Source organism: Klebsiella sp. 1SOBk5mer, assembly GCF_046603115.1.
GTDB classification, from domain to species: Bacteria; Pseudomonadota; Gammaproteobacteria; order Enterobacterales; family Enterobacteriaceae; genus Klebsiella; species Klebsiella quasipneumoniae.
In genome coordinates this window covers 110,367-129,825 of record NZ_JBKIUU010000005.1, presented here as the reverse complement: position 1 = coordinate 129,825, position 19,459 = coordinate 110,367, and the positions used below count along the sequence as shown (strand labels likewise).

The following is a 19,459-nucleotide window of genomic DNA, read 5'->3' as shown; positions in this document are numbered from 1 at the left end:
TGATACACTGCTGCTGGCGGGACAGACAGTGTAATGTGGCCGACGGGCGTCGGCCACCTGCGGGATTACAGCAGTTCGCCGATCATTTTTTCCAGTTTTTCCTGGTCGATCGCAAACTTACGGATACCTTCCGCCAGTTTGTCTACCGCCATCGGATCCTGGTTATGCTGCCACAGGAACTCAGATTCGGTAATACGCTCCGGACGCGCTTTCACTTCACCGGTATACACCAGTTTACGCTCAACGGCGCCTTCGCTTTCGGACAGCTCTTTCAGCAGCGCCGGGGCGATGGTCAGGCGGTCACAGCCAGCCAGTTCCAGAATTTCGCCAACGTTACGGAAGCTGGCGCCCATCACCACGGTTTCATAACCGTGCTGCTTGTAGTACTCGTAGATTTCGCTGACGGAAACCACGCCCGGATCTTCTGCCGGCGCGTACTCTTTCTTATCGGTATTGGCTTTGTACCAGTCGAGGATACGGCCAACGAACGGCGAAATCAGGAAGACGCCCGCTTCGGCGCAAGCGCGAGCCTGAGCGAAGGAGAACAGCAGCGTCAGGTTGCAGTTGATGCCCTCTTTTTCCAGCTGTTCAGCGGCGCGAATACCCTGCCAGGTGGAAGCCAGCTTGATCAGAATACGATCGTTGCTGATGCCCGCGTCGTTATACAGCTTGATGATGCGCTTGGCTTTAGCGATAGACGCTTCAGTGTCGTAGGAGAGACGCGCATCCACTTCGGTGGAGATACGGCCCGGGATCAGTTTCAGGATTTCGAGACCGATGTTCACCGCCAGCTTGTCGGAAGCATCGAGGATCTGCTGCGCGCGATCGCTGCTCTGGCTACGAGCCCAGGCCACAGCGTCGTCAATCAGCTTACGGTACTCAGGGATCTGAGCCGCGCCGAGGATCAGGGAAGGGTTGGTGGTGGCATCCTGAGGCTGATACAGCTTCATTGCCGCAATATCTCCGGTGTCAGCGACGACAGTGGTGTACTGACGCAGAGAAGTTAATTTATCCGTCATGATATATTTCTCTTAAACAGCAGTTAAGGGGATGTAACCGGTCTGCCCAGATGATAACACGCTGCCGGGTCAGCGCAACCGCCGACGAGAGAAGAGCGCAGAGTGTGATAAACTATGCAGATTAATTTGCTGAAAGCGCAAGGATTGTCACTTAATTGGTAACGCTTACACTGGCGTGCCGGCATGGACAAGAGGATGTTTAATGCCTGATTTTCTCTCATTTATCAATGAAATACTCTGGGGCTCAGTGATGATTTATCTGCTACTGGGCGCCGGTATCTGGTTTAGCTGGCAAACCCGGGGTATTCAGTTCCGTTACGTGCGCAAATTTGGCCGCAGCCTGAAAAAAAGCCTGCACCCGCAGCCGGGCGGTTTAACCTCCTTTCAGGCGCTCTGTACCAGCCTTGCTGCGCGAGTCGGCAGCGGCAATCTTGCCGGCGTCACGCTGGCTATCGCCGCCGGCGGGCCCGGCGCCGTATTCTGGATGTGGGTCTCCGCCCTGCTCGGCATGGCCAGCAGCTTCGCCGAATGTTCCCTTGCCCAGCTGTATAAAGAGCGCGATAGCCGCGGGCAGTTTCGCGGCGGCCCAGCCTGGTATATGGCGCGCGGGCTCGGCATGCGCTGGATGGGCGTTCTGTTTTCGATCCTCCTGCTGCTGGCCTATGGCTTTATCTTCAATACCGTACAGGCCAACTCCGTGGCCCATGCCCTGCGCTATGCGTTCGATCTGCCGGCGGCAGTCAGCGGCGGCGTGCTGGCCGTTGTCGTTCTGCTGGCCATCCGCCGTGGTTTACGCGGCGTGGCGCGCCTGATGCAGTGGATCGTCCCCATCATGGCGCTGCTGTGGATCGCCACCAGCCTGATTATCGGCCTGTGGCATATCACCGCCCTGCCGACGATTTTCGCCACCATCTTTCGCTGCGCCTTCGGCTGGCAGGAAGCCGCCGCCGGCGCGGTGGGCTACACCATCAGCCAGGCGCTGACCAGCGGCTTTCAGCGCGGCATGTTCTCCAATGAAGCAGGAATGGGCTCTTCGCCTAACGCCGCCGCAGCCGCCGCCTCCTGGCCGCCGCACCCGGCGGCGCAGGGTATCGTGCAGATGATTGGCGTGTTTATTGATACCATCGTCATCTGTACCGCCAGCGCGATTATCGTCATGCTGGCGCCTCACCCCGACAATGAGTATACGCTCAACGGCATCCAGGCCCTGCAGCACGCGATGAGCATGCTGGTCGGGGGCTGGGGGGCGGGTTTTATCGCTTTCATCGTGCTGCTGTTCGCCTTTAGCTCTATCGTCGCCAACTACCTGTACGCGGAAAATAATCTGGTCTTTCTGCGTCTGGATAAGCCGCGCTATATCTGGGCGCTGCGGATACTTACCGTCCTGATGGTGCTGCTGGGAACCGTGGTTAGCCTGCCGGTCGTCTGGCAGAGCGCGGATATCATTATGGCGCTGATGGCGATGACCAACCTGACGGCCATCCTGCTGCTCTCCCCGACGGTGCGGATTATCGCCAGTGATTATCTGCGTCAGCGCCAGCTGGGCATTCAGCCCACTTTCGATGCGTCGCGCTATCCTGAGATTCACCAACAGCTGGCCCCGGGCGCGTGGAATGAACTGCCGCGCGAATAGCGCGGCAATCGCAGCTATCGATCCCACCATGCACTTTTTTTGTTAAAATTCGTCGAAATTACCTGCAAGGACTGGATATGCTGATTCTGATTTCACCTGCTAAAACGCTCGATTATCAAAGCCCGCTGGCAACGACTCGCTATACCCAGCCCGAACTCCTCGAGTATTCTCAACAGCTTATCAGCATCGCCCGTCAGCTGACCGCGCCGCAAATCGGCAAGCTGATGAGCATCAGCGACAAGCTGGCGGATCTGAACGCCACCCGTTTCCACGACTGGCACCCTGACTTTACGCCGCAAAATGCCCGCCAGGCGATCCTCGCCTTTAAGGGCGATGTCTACACCGGCCTGCAGGCAGAGACGCTCACCGAGGACGACTTTGACTTCGCCCAGCGACACCTGCGCATGCTCTCCGGCCTGTATGGCGTGCTGCGTCCGCTGGACCTGATGCAGCCCTACCGCCTGGAGATGGGGATCCGTCTGGAAAACCCCCGCGGCAAAGATCTGTACCAGTTCTGGGGCGAGACCATTACCGAGAAGCTGAATCAGGCGCTGCAGGCTCAGGGCGACGATATCGTCATCAACCTGGCTTCCGATGAATATTTTAAATCGGTGAAAACGCAAAAATTGCAGGGCCAGCTGATCAAGCCGGTATTCCTCGATGAGAAGAACGGCAAATTCAAAGTGATCAGCTTCTATGCCAAGAAGGCCCGTGGCCTGATGAGTCGCTACATTATTGAAAACCGCTTAACCCAGCCGGAACAGCTGAAATCCTTTAATAGCGAAGGCTATTTCTTTGATGCGGAGGCGTCGGAGAAAGGCGAACTGGTGTTTAAACGCCACGAGCAGTAAGTAAACGGTCCCCCTACGGCGTTCGACGCAACAGGGGGACGGTAAGGATTTAGCCCATCATCAGCTTACGCAGCGCGGCGAAATCCGCCGGCAGGTTGTGAGACAGCAGCGGCAGGTCGGCGCGGTCGGCCAGCTCTTTCGGCAGCGGCAGGGTCTCCTGCAGGATCTCCTCCACGCTCTCTTTGAACTTCGCCGGATGGGCGGTGCCGAGGAACAGACCGTACTCTCCCGGCTGCAGCTGATCGCGCAGCGCGCGCCAGGCAATCGCCGCGTGCGGCTCAGAGATGTAGCCGATGGCCTTCAGCTCGCGCATTGCCGCTTTGGTGGTCTCATCATCGACCGCGGCATAGCCCAGCTCGCTGAGACGCCAGATTTTACGGCGGAACAGCTCTTCGACACGCGGCCAGTTGTTCGGCTGGCTGACGTCCATGGCGTTGGACAGCGTCGCCTGGGTGGCTTTTGGCGCCCACTCGCCGCCCTGCAGATAGCGCGGAACGGTGTCGTTGGCATTGGTGGCGGCGATAAAGCGTTTGATCGGCAGACCCAGCGACTTCGCCAGCAGACCGGCGGTCAGATCGCCGAAGTTGCCGCTCGGCACGGAAATCACCAGCTGATTGCGGGCTTCCTGCGGCAGCTGCGCCGCCGCTTCGAAGTAGTAGCAGATCTGCGCCAGCAGGCGGCTGATGTTAATGGAGTTAGCCGAGTTGAGCCCCAGCGTCGCCTTCAGTTCTTCATCGTCAAACGCCTGCTTCACCAGCGCCTGGCAGGCGTCGAAGTCGCCGTCAATCGCCACGGTTTCAATGTTGCCGCCGAGAGTACAGAACAGCTTCTCCTGCAGCGGGCTGATCTTGCCGCGCGGATAGAGGATCACTACCTTAACGTTCGGCAGTCCGTAGAAAGCATGCGCCACCGCCGCCCCGGTATCGCCAGAGGTCGCCGTGAGGATGGTGACCGGCTTATCGCCTGCGATATGGGTCAGCATCTGCGCCATAAAGCGGCCGCCGAAATCCTTGAACGCCAGCGTGGGGCCATGGAACAGCTCCAGACAGCCGACATCCTCCTGAACCTTGCTCACCGGCGCCGGAAACGCAAACGCCGCGCGGACCCGCTGCTGCAGGACATCCTGCGGGATCTCATCGCCGATAAAGGCGGATAAAATTTTGGCGCTGCGGGTGACAAAATCCTGCGCCAGCATGTCGTCGATTTCAGTCAGGCTGAATTCCGGCAGATCGTGCGGAAAGAACAGGCCCTGATGCTTGCCAAGTCCCTGGGTAACGGCCTGCGCAAAGCTGACCTGCTCATTGTGATCTTTTAAGTTATACAGTTTCATTGGTTATCCCACTACGCGTGCGCCCGCCGTGTCCAGCCGGCAAATATGAACAAAGCCTTCCTGATTCTGTAGATAGTGCGCGCCAAGCCAGTCGGCGACGCGCTGTGCGGTGTCCGGCTTATCGCACAACGCGAACAGCGTTGGGCCAGAGCCGGAGATGCCGCAAGCCTGGGCGCCCATCTCCATGGCCGCCTGACGCGCTTCGCTAAAGCCCGGCAGCAGTTTGGTTCGGTACGGTTCGGCAATCACATCTTTCATCAATTTTGCCGCCAGCTGCGGCTGGCGGGTGTAGCAGGCGTGAATAAAGCCCGCGAGGTGGCGACCATGGGCGATACAATCCTGACGGCGGTACTGCGCCGGCAGAATCGCCCGCGCTTCGGCGGTGGATACTTTAATCCCCGGATAGGCCAGCACCCACAGCCACTCATCAAACCCGGGCACCTGCTGGCTGATAATCCCGTTCTCTTCGATCATCAACTGCATGCCGCCAAGATAGCACGGCGCCACGTTGTCGTAGTGAATGCTGCCGGAGATACGCCCTTCCATCTCCCCCATCAGCGCCAGCATGCGCGTCTCGTTCAGCGGCTTACCGCAAAACTCGTTCATCGCCACCAGCGCGGCGACCACCGAGCAGGCGCTGGAGCCCAGCCCGGAGCCAATCGGCATGTTTTTTTCCAGGGTCATCGCCACCGGCACCGTTTTACCGATCTCCCGGCAAAAGCTTTCCCAGCACTGGTAAACAATGTTCTCCTGCGGCGCCGTCGGCAGTTTGCTGGCGAAGCGTCCCAGATTCTGCAGGCTGAATTGCTCCGCCGCTTCGACAGTGACGTTGTCGCCCAGCAGCGTGCCATCGACCGGCGTGACCGCCGCGCCCAACACATCAAACCCGACGCTCATATTGGCACTGGAAGCCGGGGCATATACTTTGACCATCTTAAACTCCTAACTTCCAGGAAAGGGTGCGCAGCAGGTCGGCGAATACACCGGCCGCCGTGACGTCGTTCCCGGCACCATAGCCGCGCAGCACCAGCGGCAATGGCTGATAATAGTGGCTGTAAAAGGCCAGCGCGTTCTCGCCATTTTTGACTTTGAACAGCGGATCGTTGCCGTCAACGGCGGCAATTTTCACCCGGCAGGTACCATCCTCTTCGATGTTACCGACATAGCGCAAGACTTTACCTTCATCGCGCGCCTTAGCGATCCGCGAGGCGAACGCATCATCCAGCGACGGCAGGCGGGCCATAAAGGTCTCAACATCACCGCTGGCGTCGAAGTCCGCCGGCAGCGCCGACTCGACGATAATGTCCGACAGCTCCAGTTCACGTCCGGTCTCACGGGCCAGAATCAGCAGCTTACGCGCGACATCCACCCCGGATAAATCGTCGCGCGGATCCGGCTCGGTATACCCCATCTCACGGGCCATCGCCGTCGCCGCCGAGAAACTCACGCCTTCATCCAGCTTGCCGAAGATAAACGACAGAGAGCCGGAGAGGATCCCGGAGAAATGGCGCAGTTCATCGCCGGCGTTGAGCAGGTTCTGCAGGTTCTCAATCACCGGCAGGCCAGCGCCAACGTTAGTGTCATAGAGGAACTTGCGGCGCGAGCTGCTCGCGGCATGGCGCAGCTGATGATAATAATCCAGCGAAGAGGTATTGGCCTTTTTATTCGGCGTGACCACATGGAAACCTTCGCGCAGGAAGTCGGCGTACTGATCGGCGACCGCCTGGCTGGAGGTACAGTCGACGATCACCGGATTCAGCAGGTGGTACTCTTTTACCAGGCGGATCAGGCGACCGAGATTAAAGGGTTCTTTCGCCTCCGCCAGCGCCTCACTCCAGTTTTCCAGATTCAGACCATGCACGCTGGTCAGCAGCGCCTGAGAGTTGGCCACGCCGCAAACGCGCAGATCGATATGTTTGCTCTTCAGCCAACTCTGCTGGCGTTTGATTTGCTCCAGCAGCGCGCCGCCGACGCCGCCGACGCCGATGACGAACACTTCGATCACCTGGTCGGTGTTGAACAGCATCTGATGGGTCACGCGCACGCCGGTGGTGGCGTCGTCATTGCTGACCACCACCGAAATGGAGCGCTCGGATGAACCCTGGGCAATCGCCACGATATTGATATTGGCGCGGGCCAGCGCGGCAAAAAACTTTGCCGAGATACCGCGCAGGGTGCGCATTCCGTCGCCCACCACCGAGATAATAGCCAGACGCTCCATAATGGCCAGCGGCTCCAGCAGCCCCTCTTTCAGCTCGAGATAAAACTCATCTTCCATCGCCCGTTTGGCACGCGCGCAGTCGCTCTGCGGCACGCAGAAACTGATGCTGTACTCGGAAGAGGATTGGGTGATCAGCACGACCGAGATGCCGGCGCGGGACATGGTGGCGAAGACGCGGGCCGCCATGCCGACCATGCCTTTCATCCCCGGCCCGGAGACATTGAACATCGCCATGTTGTTGAGGTTAGAGATGCCTTTGACCGGCAGATCGTCCTCGTCGCGGCTGGCGCCGATGAGCGTTCCCGGCGCCTGCGGGTTGCCGGTATTTTTAATCAGACATGGGATTTGGAACTGGGCGATAGGGGCGATGGTGCGCGGGTGCAGCACTTTCGCGCCAAAGTAGGAGAGCTCCATCGCCTCCTGATAAGACATCGATTTCAGCAGACGCGCATCCGGCACCTGGCGCGGGTCGCAAGTGTACACGCCGTCGACATCGGTCCAGATTTCGCAGCAGTCGGCGCGCAGGCAGGCGGCCAGTACCGCAGCCGAATAGTCGGAGCCGTTGCGCCCCAGCACCACCAGCTCGCCCTTCTCATTGCCGGCGGTAAACCCGGCCATCAGGATCATATGGTCTGCCGGGATCTGGCTGGCGGCGATGCGGCGGGTGGATTCGGCGATATCGACCGTGGATTCCAGATAGTGGCCCACCGCGAGCAGTTTTTCCACCGGGTTAATCACACTGACTTTATGACCACGGGCTTCCAGCAGACCCGCCATGATGGCGATGGAGAGCTTTTCGCCTCGGCAGATCAGCGCGGCATTGACGCTGTCCGGGCACTGACCCAGCAGGCTGATACCGTGCAGGACATGCTTAATCTGAGCAAACTCCTGCTCAACAAAGGCTTTCAGCTGGGCGAGCGGGAAAGCGGGCTGGGCGTCGGCAAGGCCCTGAAGAAGTTCGGTAAAAATGCGTTCAGCGTCGGCAATATTGGGGAGGGCATCCTGGCCGCCAATGGTCTTTTCAATCATCGCTACCAGATGGTTGGTGATCTTCGCCGGGGCAGACAGGACGGTCGCTACCTGCCCCTGCCTGGCATTACTCTCCAGAATATCGGCTACCCGCAGAAACCGTTCCGCATTTGCCACTGATGTACCGCCGAACTTCAACACTCGCATGGTTCTTACCCCTTGATCTCTTGTCAAAAAAAAAGCCCGCACTGTTCAGGTGCGGGCTTTTTTCTGTGTTTCCTGTACGCGTCAGCCCGCACCGTTACCTGTGGTAATGGTGGTGGTGATAATGGTGGTAATCATGCCGATGCGATTCATGGATGTTGTGTACTCTGTATTTTTATCTGTCTGTGTGTCCTGCCTATATTGGTTAAAGTATCTGCCCTCTTAAGTCAATGAATTTCTCAATTAACCTCATTTCAGCGAGCTTACGTATTGCGCCACCCCGACAAGGAAAAACATCCAGATCGGCGGAACACCCCCCGCGAAAACAGCACATACAACCATAATTAAAATATATGACAGAGCTTTATTCTGGCAGGTTTTTTTCAATATCATGCAGCAAACGATGCAACATTGCCGTGTCGCGCTGCTGCAGCAGCCCCATTCGTTGCGACAGCCAGTCGGCCAGTTTGGCATCATCCTCCACGCCCAGACGCGAAAGCAAGGCCAGGGCGCGCAGGCGCAACGCCTGCAGCTGATGATGGTCTGCCGCGGCGGCGGCGGGCGCCGGTTGTTGCATAAGCGATGCTAATTGATAGCAGTAGACCATCACCGACTGACCGAGGTTTAGCGAAGGATAATCCGCGGCCATCGGCACGCCGGTCAGCACATCGGCCAGGGCCAGCTCCTCATTGGTCAATCCGGCGTCTTCACGGCCAAATACCAGCGCGGTATGGGTCATCCAGTTCGCCTTCTCCTCCAGCAGCGGCAACAGCTGCTGCGGCGTGGCGTAATAGTGAAACCGCGCGCGACTGCGGGCGGTGGTGGCGACGGTAAAATCGACGTCGTGCAGCGCCTCGGCAAGGGTGGAATAGGTGGTGATGCCATCGAGGATGTCGCCTGAGCCGTGCGCCACCCAGCGTGCCGCCGGCGCCAGATGGGCTTCACTGTCCACGATCCGCAGATCGCGAAATCCCATGGTTTTCATCGCCCTGGCGGCGGCGCCGACGTTCTCGGCCCGGGCAGGACCGACTAAAATAATCGTTAAACGCATTGCGGTTTTTTTCTCTCTCTCAGGCGTTGTCGAGGCGCGGAGCCCCCCATTTTACGCGGTGAAAATTTACAAATTTGCAACAAAAATCACTAAAATTGCGTTTTCTTACCCATAAAAAAATCTAAACTGTTCTCAGGAGGCCATGACAAGGAGTATGTTAACAGAACCCATTTATCCATATGATGGGCAATGAAATTTCACCTGACGCATCGTTCCAGGCATTGGATTCACTGTAGTTATTAATTTATCCACGCAACTAGTTGAGCCGGGTAAAGATTGTGACTATAAAGAGCATGGCGATGCAATGATTTCACAAGACTGTTAACGTGCTACAATTGAACTTGATATATGTCAACGAAGCGTAGTTTTATTGGGTGTTCGGCCTCTCTTAGCCTGTTATGTTGCTGTTAAAATGGTTAGGATGTCAGCCGTTTTTGACACCGTCGGGTCCAGAGGGAAAGTACCCACGACCAAGCTAATGATGTTGTTGACGTTGATGGAAAGTGCATCAAGAACGCAATTACGTACTTTAGTCATGTTACGCCGCGCATGTTAATTTGCGACATGCAGCAGGCAGGTCAGGGACTTTGGTACTTCCTGTTTCGATTTAGTTGGCAATTTAGGTAGCAAACATGCAGACCCCGCACATTCTTATCGTTGAAGACGAGTTGGTAACACGCAACACGTTAAAAAGTATTTTCGAAGCAGAAGGTTACGATGTATTCGAAGCGACCGATGGCGCGGAAATGCATCAGATCCTGTCTGAAAATGATATCAACCTGGTGATCATGGATATCAACCTGCCGGGTAAAAATGGTCTTCTGCTGGCGCGCGAGCTGCGCGAGCAGGCTGACGTCGCGCTGATGTTCTTAACCGGTCGCGACAACGAAGTGGATAAGATCCTTGGCCTCGAAATCGGCGCTGACGACTATATCACTAAACCGTTTAACCCGCGTGAACTGACTATCCGCGCGCGCAACCTGCTCTCCCGTACCATGAACCTCGGTACCGTGAGCGAAGAGCGTCGCAGCGTGGAAAGCTACAAGTTCAACGGCTGGGAACTCGATATCAACAGCCGTTCCCTGGTCAGCCCGAACGGCGAACAGTACAAGCTGCCGCGCAGTGAATTCCGCGCGATGCTGCACTTCTGCGAAAACCCGGGCAAAATTCAGTCTCGTGCCGAGCTGCTGAAGAAAATGACCGGTCGCGAGCTGAAGCCGCATGACCGTACCGTTGACGTGACCATTCGTCGGATTCGTAAACACTTCGAATCCACTCCGGATACCCCGGAAATCATCGCTACCATTCACGGTGAAGGTTACCGTTTCTGTGGCGATCTGCAGGAATAATGCGATTTATTCCGCAGCCATGATGTGAAAACGGCGCCCCGAGGGCGCCGTTTTTTTATGCCGTCACTCTTTCCAGAGGCGCAGTTTGTCGTCATCGGCAGACGGCGGCGGAGGCACACTGCCTTTCGGTAACGATAACGCATACCAGTCCACTCGCCGGGTCAAAAACATCAGGCTGCTTAGCGCCAGCACCAGCACCCCGGTACCCAACAGCAGCGCGCTGTCCTCGGAATGCAGCAGAAACCACATCACCCCGTCCAGCAGCAGCAGCGCCGCGACAAACAGCAGGCTGTTACGCCATCCCCTGAGCACCGCCTGGAGGTAGATCCCGTTCATCACCGCGCCGGACAGGCTGGCGGCCAGCCAGGCGGCGGTAAAGCCAATGTGCTCCGAAAGCGCCAGCAGCACCAGGTAAAACAGCACCAGCGATAGGCCCACCAGCAAATATTGCATCGGATGCAGGGGGCGATGGGTCAGGCTTTCGAAAGCGAAAAAGGCCATAAACGTCAACCCAATTAACAGGATGGCATATTTTGTCGCCCGGTCGGTTAGCTGATACTGGTCGGCAAGCGACATGACATCGGCACTGAACGCAGGCAGGCGCGACCACGGGATCTCCATATCATCCTTGAAATAGCTGCCCATATCATTGGCGAACCAGCTGCTTTGCCAGTGGGCGCGATAGCCGGCAGCATTCACTTCGCGTTTCGTTGGCAGGAAGCTGCCGAGAAAGCCGGGATGCGGCCAGTTACTGGTCAGCTGCAGCTCGCTGTTGCGCCCGAGCGGCGCCAGTGAAAATGCGCCCGTCCCGTTCAGATCGAGCGAAAAAGCGATCTCAAGCGGCTTGTTGTCCTCCGCCAGCGCAGGCAACGGCATATGGATGCCCGCCCCATCGCCGCTGATCCCCAGCCCAGGCTCCACGCTTAATACGCTGCCGTTAACCTCCGGAGCATGAATGGCGCCAATGCCGCGGGCATCGCCGACGCTCACCACCAGCCGCGGCTGGCCCAGGGAGATATTCGTTTTTCGCAATGACGCCAGACGCAGCGGATCGAAGGTGGCCTTGATCTGCAGGGCGTTATGCCAGACCTGCCCGCTGTAGATGCCCACCCTCCTCGACTCCACGGTCTGTTTGCCGCTGACCGCCAGCGATTCCGGCAGCCAGTAGTACTCCCAGCTCCGCTGATATTCGACCTCTTTTTGGTTCTCCCTGCGGGGCAGCGTCTCGGTTACCGGAATAGCGATCAGCGGCCCGGCGAGTTTTTGCGGGCCGCTGGTGCTCTGTTCAATCGCATCCACAACCTCGCTGCGATAATCAGCCCGCTCATTGATGAGCTCCCTGACTATCATCAAAGGCAGAGATAACAGCACAATACAGCCTATTAACGTGGTGATTTTCCAGAATAACGGTGATTTCAACATAGCTTTCTCCCTATCGTGATGGCCTCACAATAGGGCGGTTGTGTGGGGGGAATTTGAAGCTATGTGAAGGGACGGTGAAGTCTCAGCGTGGCGACCACGCCGCCTTCGGGCCGATTGTGTAGACGGATATCGCCGTGATGCAGGCGCGCGACTTCACGAACGAAGGCCAGCCCAAGGCCGCTGCTCTTATGGCCGTCTTCACGCGGCAGCGAGTAGAACCGATCAAAGATCCGCGTCAGGGCATACTCCGGAATACCGCATCCGTTATCCGTTACGCTCAGTCGCACCTCTGCATTTCGTTTCTCTACTGCCAGGGCGATCTCGCCCCCCTGGGGGGTAAAATCAATCGCGTTGTCGAGCAGATTGCCCAGCGCCTGGGACAGCAGTTCGCCATCGCCATTGACCAGCATCCCACTCTCCTGCCAGCGCAGGGTGATGGCTTTCGCCGCCAGGGCGATGTCGCGCTCTTCCGCCAGGCGTTGGTATAGCGCATCTATCGACACCGGCTGCGGCTTTATCTCCAGCCGGCTTTCCAGTCGCGCCTGCTGGAGCAACCGCTCCACCAACAGCTGCATGCGAGTATTTTGCGCGAGGATATTCTCAGTAAACCGCGCAGCCACCGCAGGCGGCGGCTCTTCGCGCAGGATCTCCGCCGCACCGCGGATGGCTGCCAGCGGACTTTTCAGCTCGTGAGTCAGGTCATAGACATAGTTTTCGATGGCGTTTTTGCCTTCGAGCTTCACCCGCATGCTCTCCAGCGCCTGGGCCAGCTTACGCAGTTCGCTGCTGCCGACCTCCGGCAGCGGCAGCGGGCGGTCAGCGGTCACCGAGTCCGCATAGCGCACCAGCTTGCCGATAGAGAAATTAATCCACCAGACGACGCCGCAGCCAATCAACAGGGCAATGCCCAGCAGAGCGCCGCCGGCCCAAAGGATCCTCCGCTCGCTGCGCTGAATGACCGGCGTCATCGCCAGGTTGGGTTTACCGACGCTCAGCACGCCGATAATCCGCCCCTTATCCATCACCGGCGCGGCGATATACATTACCGAGCTGGCTTCATCATGCGGATCGCTGCGCGTACTGCGCGCGCCGTACTGGCCGCGCAGGGTGAGCCAGACGTCGTTCCAGCGTGAATAGTCCTGCCCTGTCGCCTCTCCGTTCGAGTCAAACACCACCTTGCCCCGGGCATCGGTCAGATAGACGCGGTACTCATTCCGCACCTTTTTAATTCCGCCAATATTGGCGTTGAGCCGCTGCTGGTTGAGCTGGTGAAAGGCCTGCGCCAGCCTGCCCTGCTGCGGGTTTGCCGCCAGCAGGTCCTCACGCGCCAGCGCCGCCAGCAGGGTGGCGGTATCGTTGAGGGTCCCCTCCGTCGCCCGGCGCACGCCCGGCTTGACTTCCTGGACAAAGATCGACAGTACAAACCACGCGGCGATCGCGACGATAAGAAAATAGCCCAGCAGCAGGCGCATGCCGATGCGCATCAGCCGCGCCCCAGGCTGTAGCCCATCCCGCGATGGGTATTGATTGGCGCCACCTCAGGATTAACGACCCGCAGTTTAGCGCGCAGGGTTTTGATGTGGGTGTCGACGGTGCGGTCGAGGCTTTCCCAAGCATCGCTCCACACCAGCTCCATCAGCTGCTGGCGGGAGAAGACGCGACCGGGCGCGTGAAGCAGCGTTTTCAACAGCAGAAATTCATAGCGCGTCAGGTTCAGCGGCTGGCCGAACCAGCTTATCGACGCCGCCTGCTCGTCAAGCACAAACTCGCCGACGCGAACTACCGACGAAGGCACGGCGAATTTTTGCAGCCGCCGCAGCACGCTGCGCACCCGCGCGCAGACTTCGCGCGGCGAAAACGGCTTGGCGATGTAATCGTCAGCGCCGATTTCCAGCCCCAGCAGCTTATCGACCTCGTCGCTCCGCGCCGTCAGAAACAGCACCGGCAGCGCCGGAAAGCGCGTCAGCAGGCGCCGACAGAGCTCGAAGCCGCTGATATCCGGCAAGCCGACGTCGAGAATGGCCACATCGGGCGCCTGATGCGCCGCCGCCTCCAGCGCGGGCAACCCGCGGTCAAAGACGGTGACCTGGAAGCCCTCCTGCTGGAGCATATAAACCAGGGTATCGGCGATACTCTGTTCATCCTCAACTAACCAAATCCGTGGCTGCTGCATGCGCGCTCCCGTTTATTTATTCCAGGGCATAATCGGCACGGCGCTGATGGCGTTCTTCGGCGAACCATCAACCACTTTATCCGAATAGGTCAGGTAGACCAGCGCATTGCGTTTCGCATCATAGAAGCGAACGACCTGTAGCTTTTTAAACACCAGCGAGGTGCGCTTCTGGAACACCACGTCGCCCTGGCTTTTGCCATTTTTGATTTTGTCCGTCAGCTCAATCGGCCCGACCTGCTGGCAGGAGATGGCCGCGTCGGAGGTATCTTCCGCCAGACCCAGCCCGCCTTTGATCCCGCCGGTCTTCGCCCGGCTGATATAGCAGGTCACGTTCTGCACATCCGGATCGTCAAAGGCTTCGACGACAATTTTGTGATCCGGCCCTAACCATTTGAAGACCGTATCCACGGAACCAATCTGCTCCGCCTGAGCGACCTGGCAGCCGGCCAGCAGCAGCAGGCCCATCGCAAACTTCTTGTATTTCATATTGTTACCATTCTTAAAAAATATAGCTGAGTGATTATCACGCACTTTGCGGAAAAGGTTTATAGATCACAGCTTTACAAAAATCTCGTTCAGATCCACGGACCTACCGCATTTAAAAGCAAAAAAAACACTGAATGCTAAAACATCAAAAAATGCTATTATCCGCTACTTTAATATCAGGCACCTGTGTTTAAGGATGGGGACATTTTATGGATCAAGCAGGGATTATTCGCGATCTCCTTAGCTGGCTGGAAGGTCACCTGGATCAGCCGCTTTCTCTGGACAATGTGGCGGCGAAGGCGGGTTATTCCAAGTGGCATTTGCAGCGAATGTTTAAGGATGTCACCGGCCATGCCATCGGTGCCTATATTCGCGCGCGCCGGTTGTCGAAATCAGCTGTCGCATTACGCCTTACCGCCCGTCCAATCCTTGATATTGCGCTGCAGTACCGTTTCGACTCCCAGCAGACCTTCACCCGGGCGTTTAAGAAGCAGTTCTCGCTGACGCCGGCGCTCTACCGCCGCTCGCCGGACTGGAGCTCGTTCGGTATGCGTCCGCCGCTGCGTCTTGGCGAGTTTACCCTGCCGAAACATGAATTTGTCGCCCTGCCCACGACTCAACTGCTGGGGGTAACCCAGAGCTATACCTGTAAGCTGGAGGAAATCTCCGACTTCCGCAACCAGATGCGGGTCCAGTTCTGGCGCGATTTCCTCGGCAACTCGCCGTCGATCCCCCCGGTGCTCTATGGGCTGCATGAACCGCGTCCGAGCCTGGAGAAAGACGATGAACAGGAAGTGTTCTATACCACCGCGCTGACGCCGGAGATGGCTAACGGCCACCTGCAGAACGCCCATCCGGTGACGCTGGAGGGCGGCGAGTATGTCATGTTTACGTATGAAGGGCTGGGTACCGGCCTGCAGGAATTCATCCTGACGGTCTACGGCACCTGCATGCCGATGCTGAACCTGACGCGTCGCAAGGGGCTGGATATTGAACGCTTCTATCCTGAAGATGAAAGCCGGGATCAGGCCACGCCGATTCAGTTGCGCTGCGAATATCTGATCCCGATCCGCCGTTAACGCTGCAGCTCGTCCATCGCGGGGGCGTCAAGATGCGAGACGTCGCCCGCCGTTTCCACCACCCAGCCGGAAGCCAGCCACGGGCTCTGCTGATAATCGACGCGCGAGATAGAGCAGTTGCGCAGACGCAGCCGACGCTCTGCGTACGCCGGCAGCCCTAAAATCGTGCTCACCAGGCAGCCCAGCGCGATACCATGACTCACCAGCAGCGGTCGACTACCGGCCGGTAATTCCAGACAGGCTGCCAGCGCCGCATGCATGCGTTCGCTAAGCTCCTGCATCGATTCGCCCTGAGGAATACGACCATCCGGCGTGCCGTTGACCAGCTGGCGGCGCCAGCCCTCTTCTTCTTCGCTGAGCGAGTCGATATGGCGCTTCTCCAGCACCCCCATATCCAGCTCGCGCAGGCGCGCATCGGCGATCACGCTGCAGCCGCAGGCTTCGGCGATAATCTCTGCTGTGCGGCGGGTTCGTCCCAGATCGCTGGTAATGATATGGGTGATCCCCAGCGTTCTGGCGCGCTCGCCAACCTGCCAGGCCTGGCGCTCACCGTGTGCGGTCAGCGGGCTGTCGGACTGACCCTGAATACGTCGCTCGGCGTTCCACTGCGTTTCACCGTGGCGAACAAGGTATACCTGTAACATGCTTTTTTTCCGTTCTGAACTCGTTATCGACCGCTTTCGGGCATTACCGCCTGCCCTGGGGGTGATTTAGAGTATACTGCGATGACGTTAGTTTATTCTGAGTTGTTTTGATTATGCACCATGTTGTCTCAGCGACCACTAATCCCGCCAAAATTCAGGCAATTCTGCAGGCTTTTGACGAGATTTTCGGCGAAGGATCCTGCCACATTGAGTCCGTATCCGTCGAGAGCGGCGTGCCGGAACAGCCCTTCGGCAGCGAGGAAACGCGCGCTGGCGCACGAAATCGCGTCGCCAATGCGCGCCTCGCCCAGCCCCATGCCGATTTCTGGGTCGCCATCGAAGCCGGAATTGACGATGGCAGTACCTTTAGCTGGGTGGTCATCGAAAGCGCCAGCCAGCGCGGAGAAGCGCGCTCAGCCACGCTGCCGTTGCCTGACGTTATTCTTGAGCAGGTTCGCGCTGGCGAAGCCCTCGGGCCGGTCATGTCGCAGTATACCGGCATCGATCAGATCGGTCGTAAAGAGGGGGCGATTGGGGTTTTCACCGGCGGCAAATTAACCCGCAGCAGCGTTTACCATCAGGCGGTCGTGCTGGCGTTAAGCCCGTTCCACAACGCTATTTATCGCTAGCCAGCAGCGTCTGCTCCAGCCACTGGCGCAGCTCAACCGGCGCCGACTTCAGGCTGTTCGACCCGCGGGTAATGGTCGCAATGCCGGCGCCGAGCTCATTTTTCAGCTCGCGCTGGCTCATCTCGCCGCGCAGCAGCTCTTCGATAATGCGCACCCGGGTTCCCAGCGCTTCGCGCTCATCAGGGGTTAGCATTAGCTGCAGCAGCGGCAGATGCAGATCCTGCGCATAGGCCTGCTGTAGCAGCGCCACAAAGCGCAGCCACTCCTGATGACGTTGTTCGGCAACGGCCGCGGAATAGGGAGATTGTTGGGTCATATCGCGCCACCATATTGAGACGGGCAGCTTACGCTGCCCGTCGAATGTACTCTTCAACGAGTACAAAGCATAACATACTTCCCGGCAATCAGTAACGCTGCCGCCACTCCGCATCGCTGAAGAGCTTATCCTGCTGTCCCATAAAGTAGCGGTTGTAGGCGTCATAGGAGAGGACATTCTTCACGTAGCCGCGGGTTTCCGAGAACGGAATACTCTCGACAAACGCCACGGCGTCGATCCGTCCGGCGCTGTTCCCCTGCCAGGTGCGTACCCGACCCGGCCCGGCGTTATAGGCCGCCGAGGCGTAGATGCGGTTATTGCCGAACTGCTGGTAAACGTACTGCAGATAGCTGGTGCCGATGTTGATGTTGGTTTCCGGATCCAATAGCTGCGACGGGCCGCTGTAGCCGGGAATGCGGAACATGCTGACGGTATGCGTCGCGGTGCCCGGCATAATCTGCATCAGCCCGCTGGCGCCGACCGGCGAGCGCACTTTCGGGTTCCAGGCGCTCTCCTGGCGGGCAATGGCCATCGCGTAGCTCTGCGGAATATCTTTACCGCTGATATAGCGGGCAAACAGATCGTTATAGGCCAGCGGGAAGCGCTCCTCCAGCTGATCCCACAGCTTGCCGGCGATCGTCGCCTGCACGCTCAGATCCCACCAGTGCTGATCGAAGGCATAGCGCGCCAGCTGCGCCTGCTGAGATTTCGTGCGGCTGGTGACCAGATTCGCCCATTCGGTGCGCGCGGTGTTATCCATATTCCAGTACATCAGCTCGCGTACCCGGGCCATCTCCGGACCGGAAGCCAGCGCCGGATCGAGCGTGCCAGTCGCTTTATCGACGCGGAAGGTATACTCCTCGCCGAGACGCTGTGCGGCGACCATCGGGTAGAAACCGCGCTGCTGCATCAACGACCGGAGGATCGCCTGCGCCTCCTCGTCCCTGCCGCGCTCCAGCAACAGATCCGCCTGCCAGTAGCGCCATTCGTCTTTCTCTTTCGCCTCCATCGGCAGGCGCGCCAGCCAGGTATTCAGGCCATGGCGATCGCCCGTCCCCAGCGCCATCCGCACCCGCCGCTCCACCAGCGGCGTGGACTGCGATCGCATAATCGCATCGTCGCGCCAGATGGCCTGCTCTTCGGTCACATCGTTCCCCATCAGGCGCCAGGCGACAATATCGCGTAGCTCCTGGGTCTGATCCTCATTGAGCTGCTGGGCCTGCACCAGCGAAGGGATCATCAAACGGGCATTTTCCACATCCTGACGGGCGACGCTGGCGAAGGCGACGGCGGCCATCTGGCGGGTAAAGTCCGTCGCCCCGGTGGTGCGGGCAAAGGTCAGGACGCTGTTAGGATCGTTAGCCAGAGCGACCACGGCGCTGGCGATGCTCTGGTAATTGGCGGGCATCTGCTGGGCCAGCGATTTCACCAGCCCGATATTGCCGGCCTTCATCGCCAGGCGGATCCGTTCGAGATAAGCCAGCGGATCCTGCTGGCCGGAGTCGCGCCAGGCGCTGAACAGCGGTTCACAGGCGCCGGGCTGGTTCTTGCCCGTCAGCCAGAGGTCTTTCGCTCCGCTCCAGGCCTCCTGCGACTGCCCCACGCTCAGTTTGGCGTAGTAGTAGTTGCACTGCGCCTCGGTGCTGGTCGGCTTATCGGGACTAAACGCCAGCAAGCCGCGCCAGTCGCTGCGCCGGGCCAGTTCATTCACGAAGCGCGAACGTAATGAACGCGCGGGGGGCAGCGTCGGGTTGGCGTCAATAAAGTTTTTCACCACCAGCGCCGGCTGGTTCATCAGATCGTCGGTAATCTGCCGGTACTGCAAATAGGGATACAGGGGATAGGTGCTTAACGTGGGCATCAGCTGGTCAACCACATCCATCTGCCGGTTATCCCACGCCTGCTTAATTTGTGCGTAGCGGCTGCGCTGTTCATCCAGTGAATCCGCATGCGCCAGCTGACTCAACGCCAACAGACCAACGCTGGCAGCCAAAAGATGCCACGCCATTTTTTTGGCTTTTTCCACAAGCTCTTCCTCTTTCAGGTGCATTTTCGCAGCATCGTGCCGCTTAAAAGCCCCTGC

The 19,459-nt window shown here is 58.5% G+C and carries 19 protein-coding genes and 1 other annotated feature; of the genes, 5 read left to right on the top strand and 14 right to left on the bottom strand.

Annotated elements, in window-relative coordinates:
• Positions 1-65: 65 nt before the first annotated feature.
• Positions 66-1,019: a transaldolase gene (gene tal / locus ACLH1U_RS13505; protein ID WP_004204228.1), complete on the bottom strand. Its 954-nt coding sequence runs from the start codon at positions 1,017-1,019 to the stop codon at positions 66-68.
• A gap of 202 nt (positions 1,020-1,221) precedes the next feature.
• On the opposite strand from tal, the gene ACLH1U_RS13500 reads away from it, so the two are divergent.
• Positions 1,222-2,652 (top strand): alanine/glycine:cation symporter family protein, encoded by a 1,431-nt coding sequence (locus ACLH1U_RS13500; RefSeq protein ID WP_049014564.1) that lies wholly within the window; start codon positions 1,222-1,224, stop codon positions 2,650-2,652.
• A gap of 77 nt (positions 2,653-2,729) precedes the next feature.
• Positions 2,730-3,503 (top strand): peroxide stress protein YaaA, encoded by a 774-nt coding sequence (yaaA, locus tag ACLH1U_RS13495; protein ID WP_032452393.1) that lies wholly within the window; start codon positions 2,730-2,732, stop codon positions 3,501-3,503.
• A gap of 49 nt (positions 3,504-3,552) precedes the next feature.
• On the opposite strand, the gene thrC is transcribed toward yaaA, so the two are convergent.
• From thrC to yjjY, 6 genes are all read right to left on the bottom strand, one after another.
• On the bottom strand, positions 3,553-4,833 hold the full coding sequence (gene thrC, locus ACLH1U_RS13490) for a threonine synthase (protein ID WP_002887863.1): 1,281 nt from the start codon (positions 4,831-4,833) through the stop codon (positions 3,553-3,555).
• A 3-nt stretch (positions 4,834-4,836) separates the two neighbouring features.
• Positions 4,837-5,766, bottom strand: coding sequence for a homoserine kinase (gene thrB, locus ACLH1U_RS13485; protein WP_002887853.1), 930 nt, complete (start codon positions 5,764-5,766; stop codon positions 4,837-4,839).
• 1 nt (position 5,767) lies between these two features.
• Positions 5,768-8,230 carry a bifunctional aspartate kinase/homoserine dehydrogenase I gene (thrA, locus tag ACLH1U_RS13480; protein ID WP_044525310.1) on the bottom strand — a complete coding sequence of 821 codons (2,463 nt, stop codon included), beginning with the start codon at positions 8,228-8,230 and terminating at the stop codon, positions 5,768-5,770.
• A 25-nt stretch (positions 8,231-8,255) separates the two neighbouring features.
• Positions 8,256-8,373 (bottom strand) — a sequence feature (Thr leader region).
• Positions 8,312-8,380, bottom strand: coding sequence for a thr operon leader peptide (gene thrL, locus ACLH1U_RS13475; RefSeq protein ID WP_004222578.1), 69 nt, complete (start codon positions 8,378-8,380; stop codon positions 8,312-8,314). It overlaps the preceding feature by 62 nt.
• 211 nt (positions 8,381-8,591) lie before the next feature.
• A complete protein-coding gene (locus ACLH1U_RS13470) occupies positions 8,592-9,278 on the bottom strand; it encodes a tRNA/rRNA methyltransferase (protein WP_023291907.1) in 687 nt (228 codons plus the stop codon).
• Positions 9,279-9,674: 396 nt separating this feature from the next.
• The gene (gene yjjY, locus ACLH1U_RS13465) at positions 9,675-9,815 is read right to left on the bottom strand and encodes a protein YjjY (protein ID WP_004146984.1); all 141 of its coding nucleotides are present in this window, start codon (positions 9,813-9,815) and stop codon (positions 9,675-9,677) included.
• A gap of 95 nt (positions 9,816-9,910) precedes the next feature.
• Between yjjY and arcA the strand changes: the two genes are divergently transcribed.
• On the top strand, positions 9,911-10,627 hold the full coding sequence (gene arcA / locus ACLH1U_RS13460; protein WP_002887843.1) for a two-component system response regulator ArcA: 717 nt from the start codon (positions 9,911-9,913) through the stop codon (positions 10,625-10,627).
• 63 nt (positions 10,628-10,690) lie between these two features.
• Here arcA and creD read toward each other — a convergent pair whose 3' ends face one another.
• From creD to creA, 4 genes are read right to left on the bottom strand one after another with little or no spacing between them, the layout of a single operon-like run.
• Positions 10,691-12,049, bottom strand: coding sequence for a cell envelope integrity protein CreD (creD, locus tag ACLH1U_RS13455; protein WP_411299296.1), 1,359 nt, complete (start codon positions 12,047-12,049; stop codon positions 10,691-10,693).
• A gap of 59 nt (positions 12,050-12,108) precedes the next feature.
• Positions 12,109-13,533, bottom strand: a complete 1,425-nt coding sequence (gene creC / locus ACLH1U_RS13450) for a two-component system sensor histidine kinase CreC (protein WP_032452388.1) — start codon at positions 13,531-13,533, stop codon at positions 12,109-12,111.
• Positions 13,533-14,222 (bottom strand): two-component system response regulator CreB, encoded by a 690-nt coding sequence (gene creB, locus ACLH1U_RS13445; protein ID WP_105491193.1) that lies wholly within the window; start codon positions 14,220-14,222, stop codon positions 13,533-13,535. The genes creC and creB overlap by 1 nt, the downstream gene beginning before the upstream one ends.
• 12 nt (positions 14,223-14,234) lie before the next feature.
• Positions 14,235-14,708, bottom strand: coding sequence for a protein CreA (gene creA, locus ACLH1U_RS13440; protein ID WP_009309170.1), 474 nt, complete (start codon positions 14,706-14,708; stop codon positions 14,235-14,237).
• A 209-nt stretch (positions 14,709-14,917) separates the two neighbouring features.
• On the opposite strand from creA, the gene robA reads away from it, so the two are divergent.
• Positions 14,918-15,787 (top strand): MDR efflux pump AcrAB transcriptional activator RobA, encoded by an 870-nt coding sequence (robA, locus tag ACLH1U_RS13435; protein ID WP_004204217.1) that lies wholly within the window; start codon positions 14,918-14,920, stop codon positions 15,785-15,787.
• Here robA and gpmB read toward each other — a convergent pair.
• Positions 15,784-16,431 carry a 2,3-diphosphoglycerate-dependent phosphoglycerate mutase GpmB gene (gene gpmB, locus ACLH1U_RS13430; RefSeq protein WP_004204216.1) on the bottom strand — a complete coding sequence of 216 codons (648 nt, stop codon included), beginning with the start codon at positions 16,429-16,431 and terminating at the stop codon, positions 15,784-15,786. The two genes, robA and gpmB, sit on opposite strands and share 4 nt — an antisense overlap.
• A gap of 113 nt (positions 16,432-16,544) precedes the next feature.
• Here gpmB and yjjX point away from each other — a divergent pair, with 113 nt between their 5' ends.
• Positions 16,545-17,060, top strand: coding sequence for an inosine/xanthosine triphosphatase (gene yjjX, locus ACLH1U_RS13425; protein WP_032452387.1), 516 nt, complete (start codon positions 16,545-16,547; stop codon positions 17,058-17,060).
• Here yjjX and trpR read toward each other — a convergent pair.
• Together trpR and sltY are read right to left on the bottom strand one after the other, a co-directional pair.
• Positions 17,047-17,376 carry a trp operon repressor gene (gene trpR, locus ACLH1U_RS13420; RefSeq protein ID WP_004204213.1) on the bottom strand — a complete coding sequence of 110 codons (330 nt, stop codon included), beginning with the start codon at positions 17,374-17,376 and terminating at the stop codon, positions 17,047-17,049. The genes yjjX and trpR overlap by 14 nt on opposite strands.
• 88 nt (positions 17,377-17,464) lie before the next feature.
• Entirely contained in the window at positions 17,465-19,402 is a 1,938-nt protein-coding gene (gene sltY, locus ACLH1U_RS13415; RefSeq protein WP_411299295.1) for a murein transglycosylase, read from the bottom strand.
• Between the last annotated feature and the right edge of the window lie 57 nt (positions 19,403-19,459).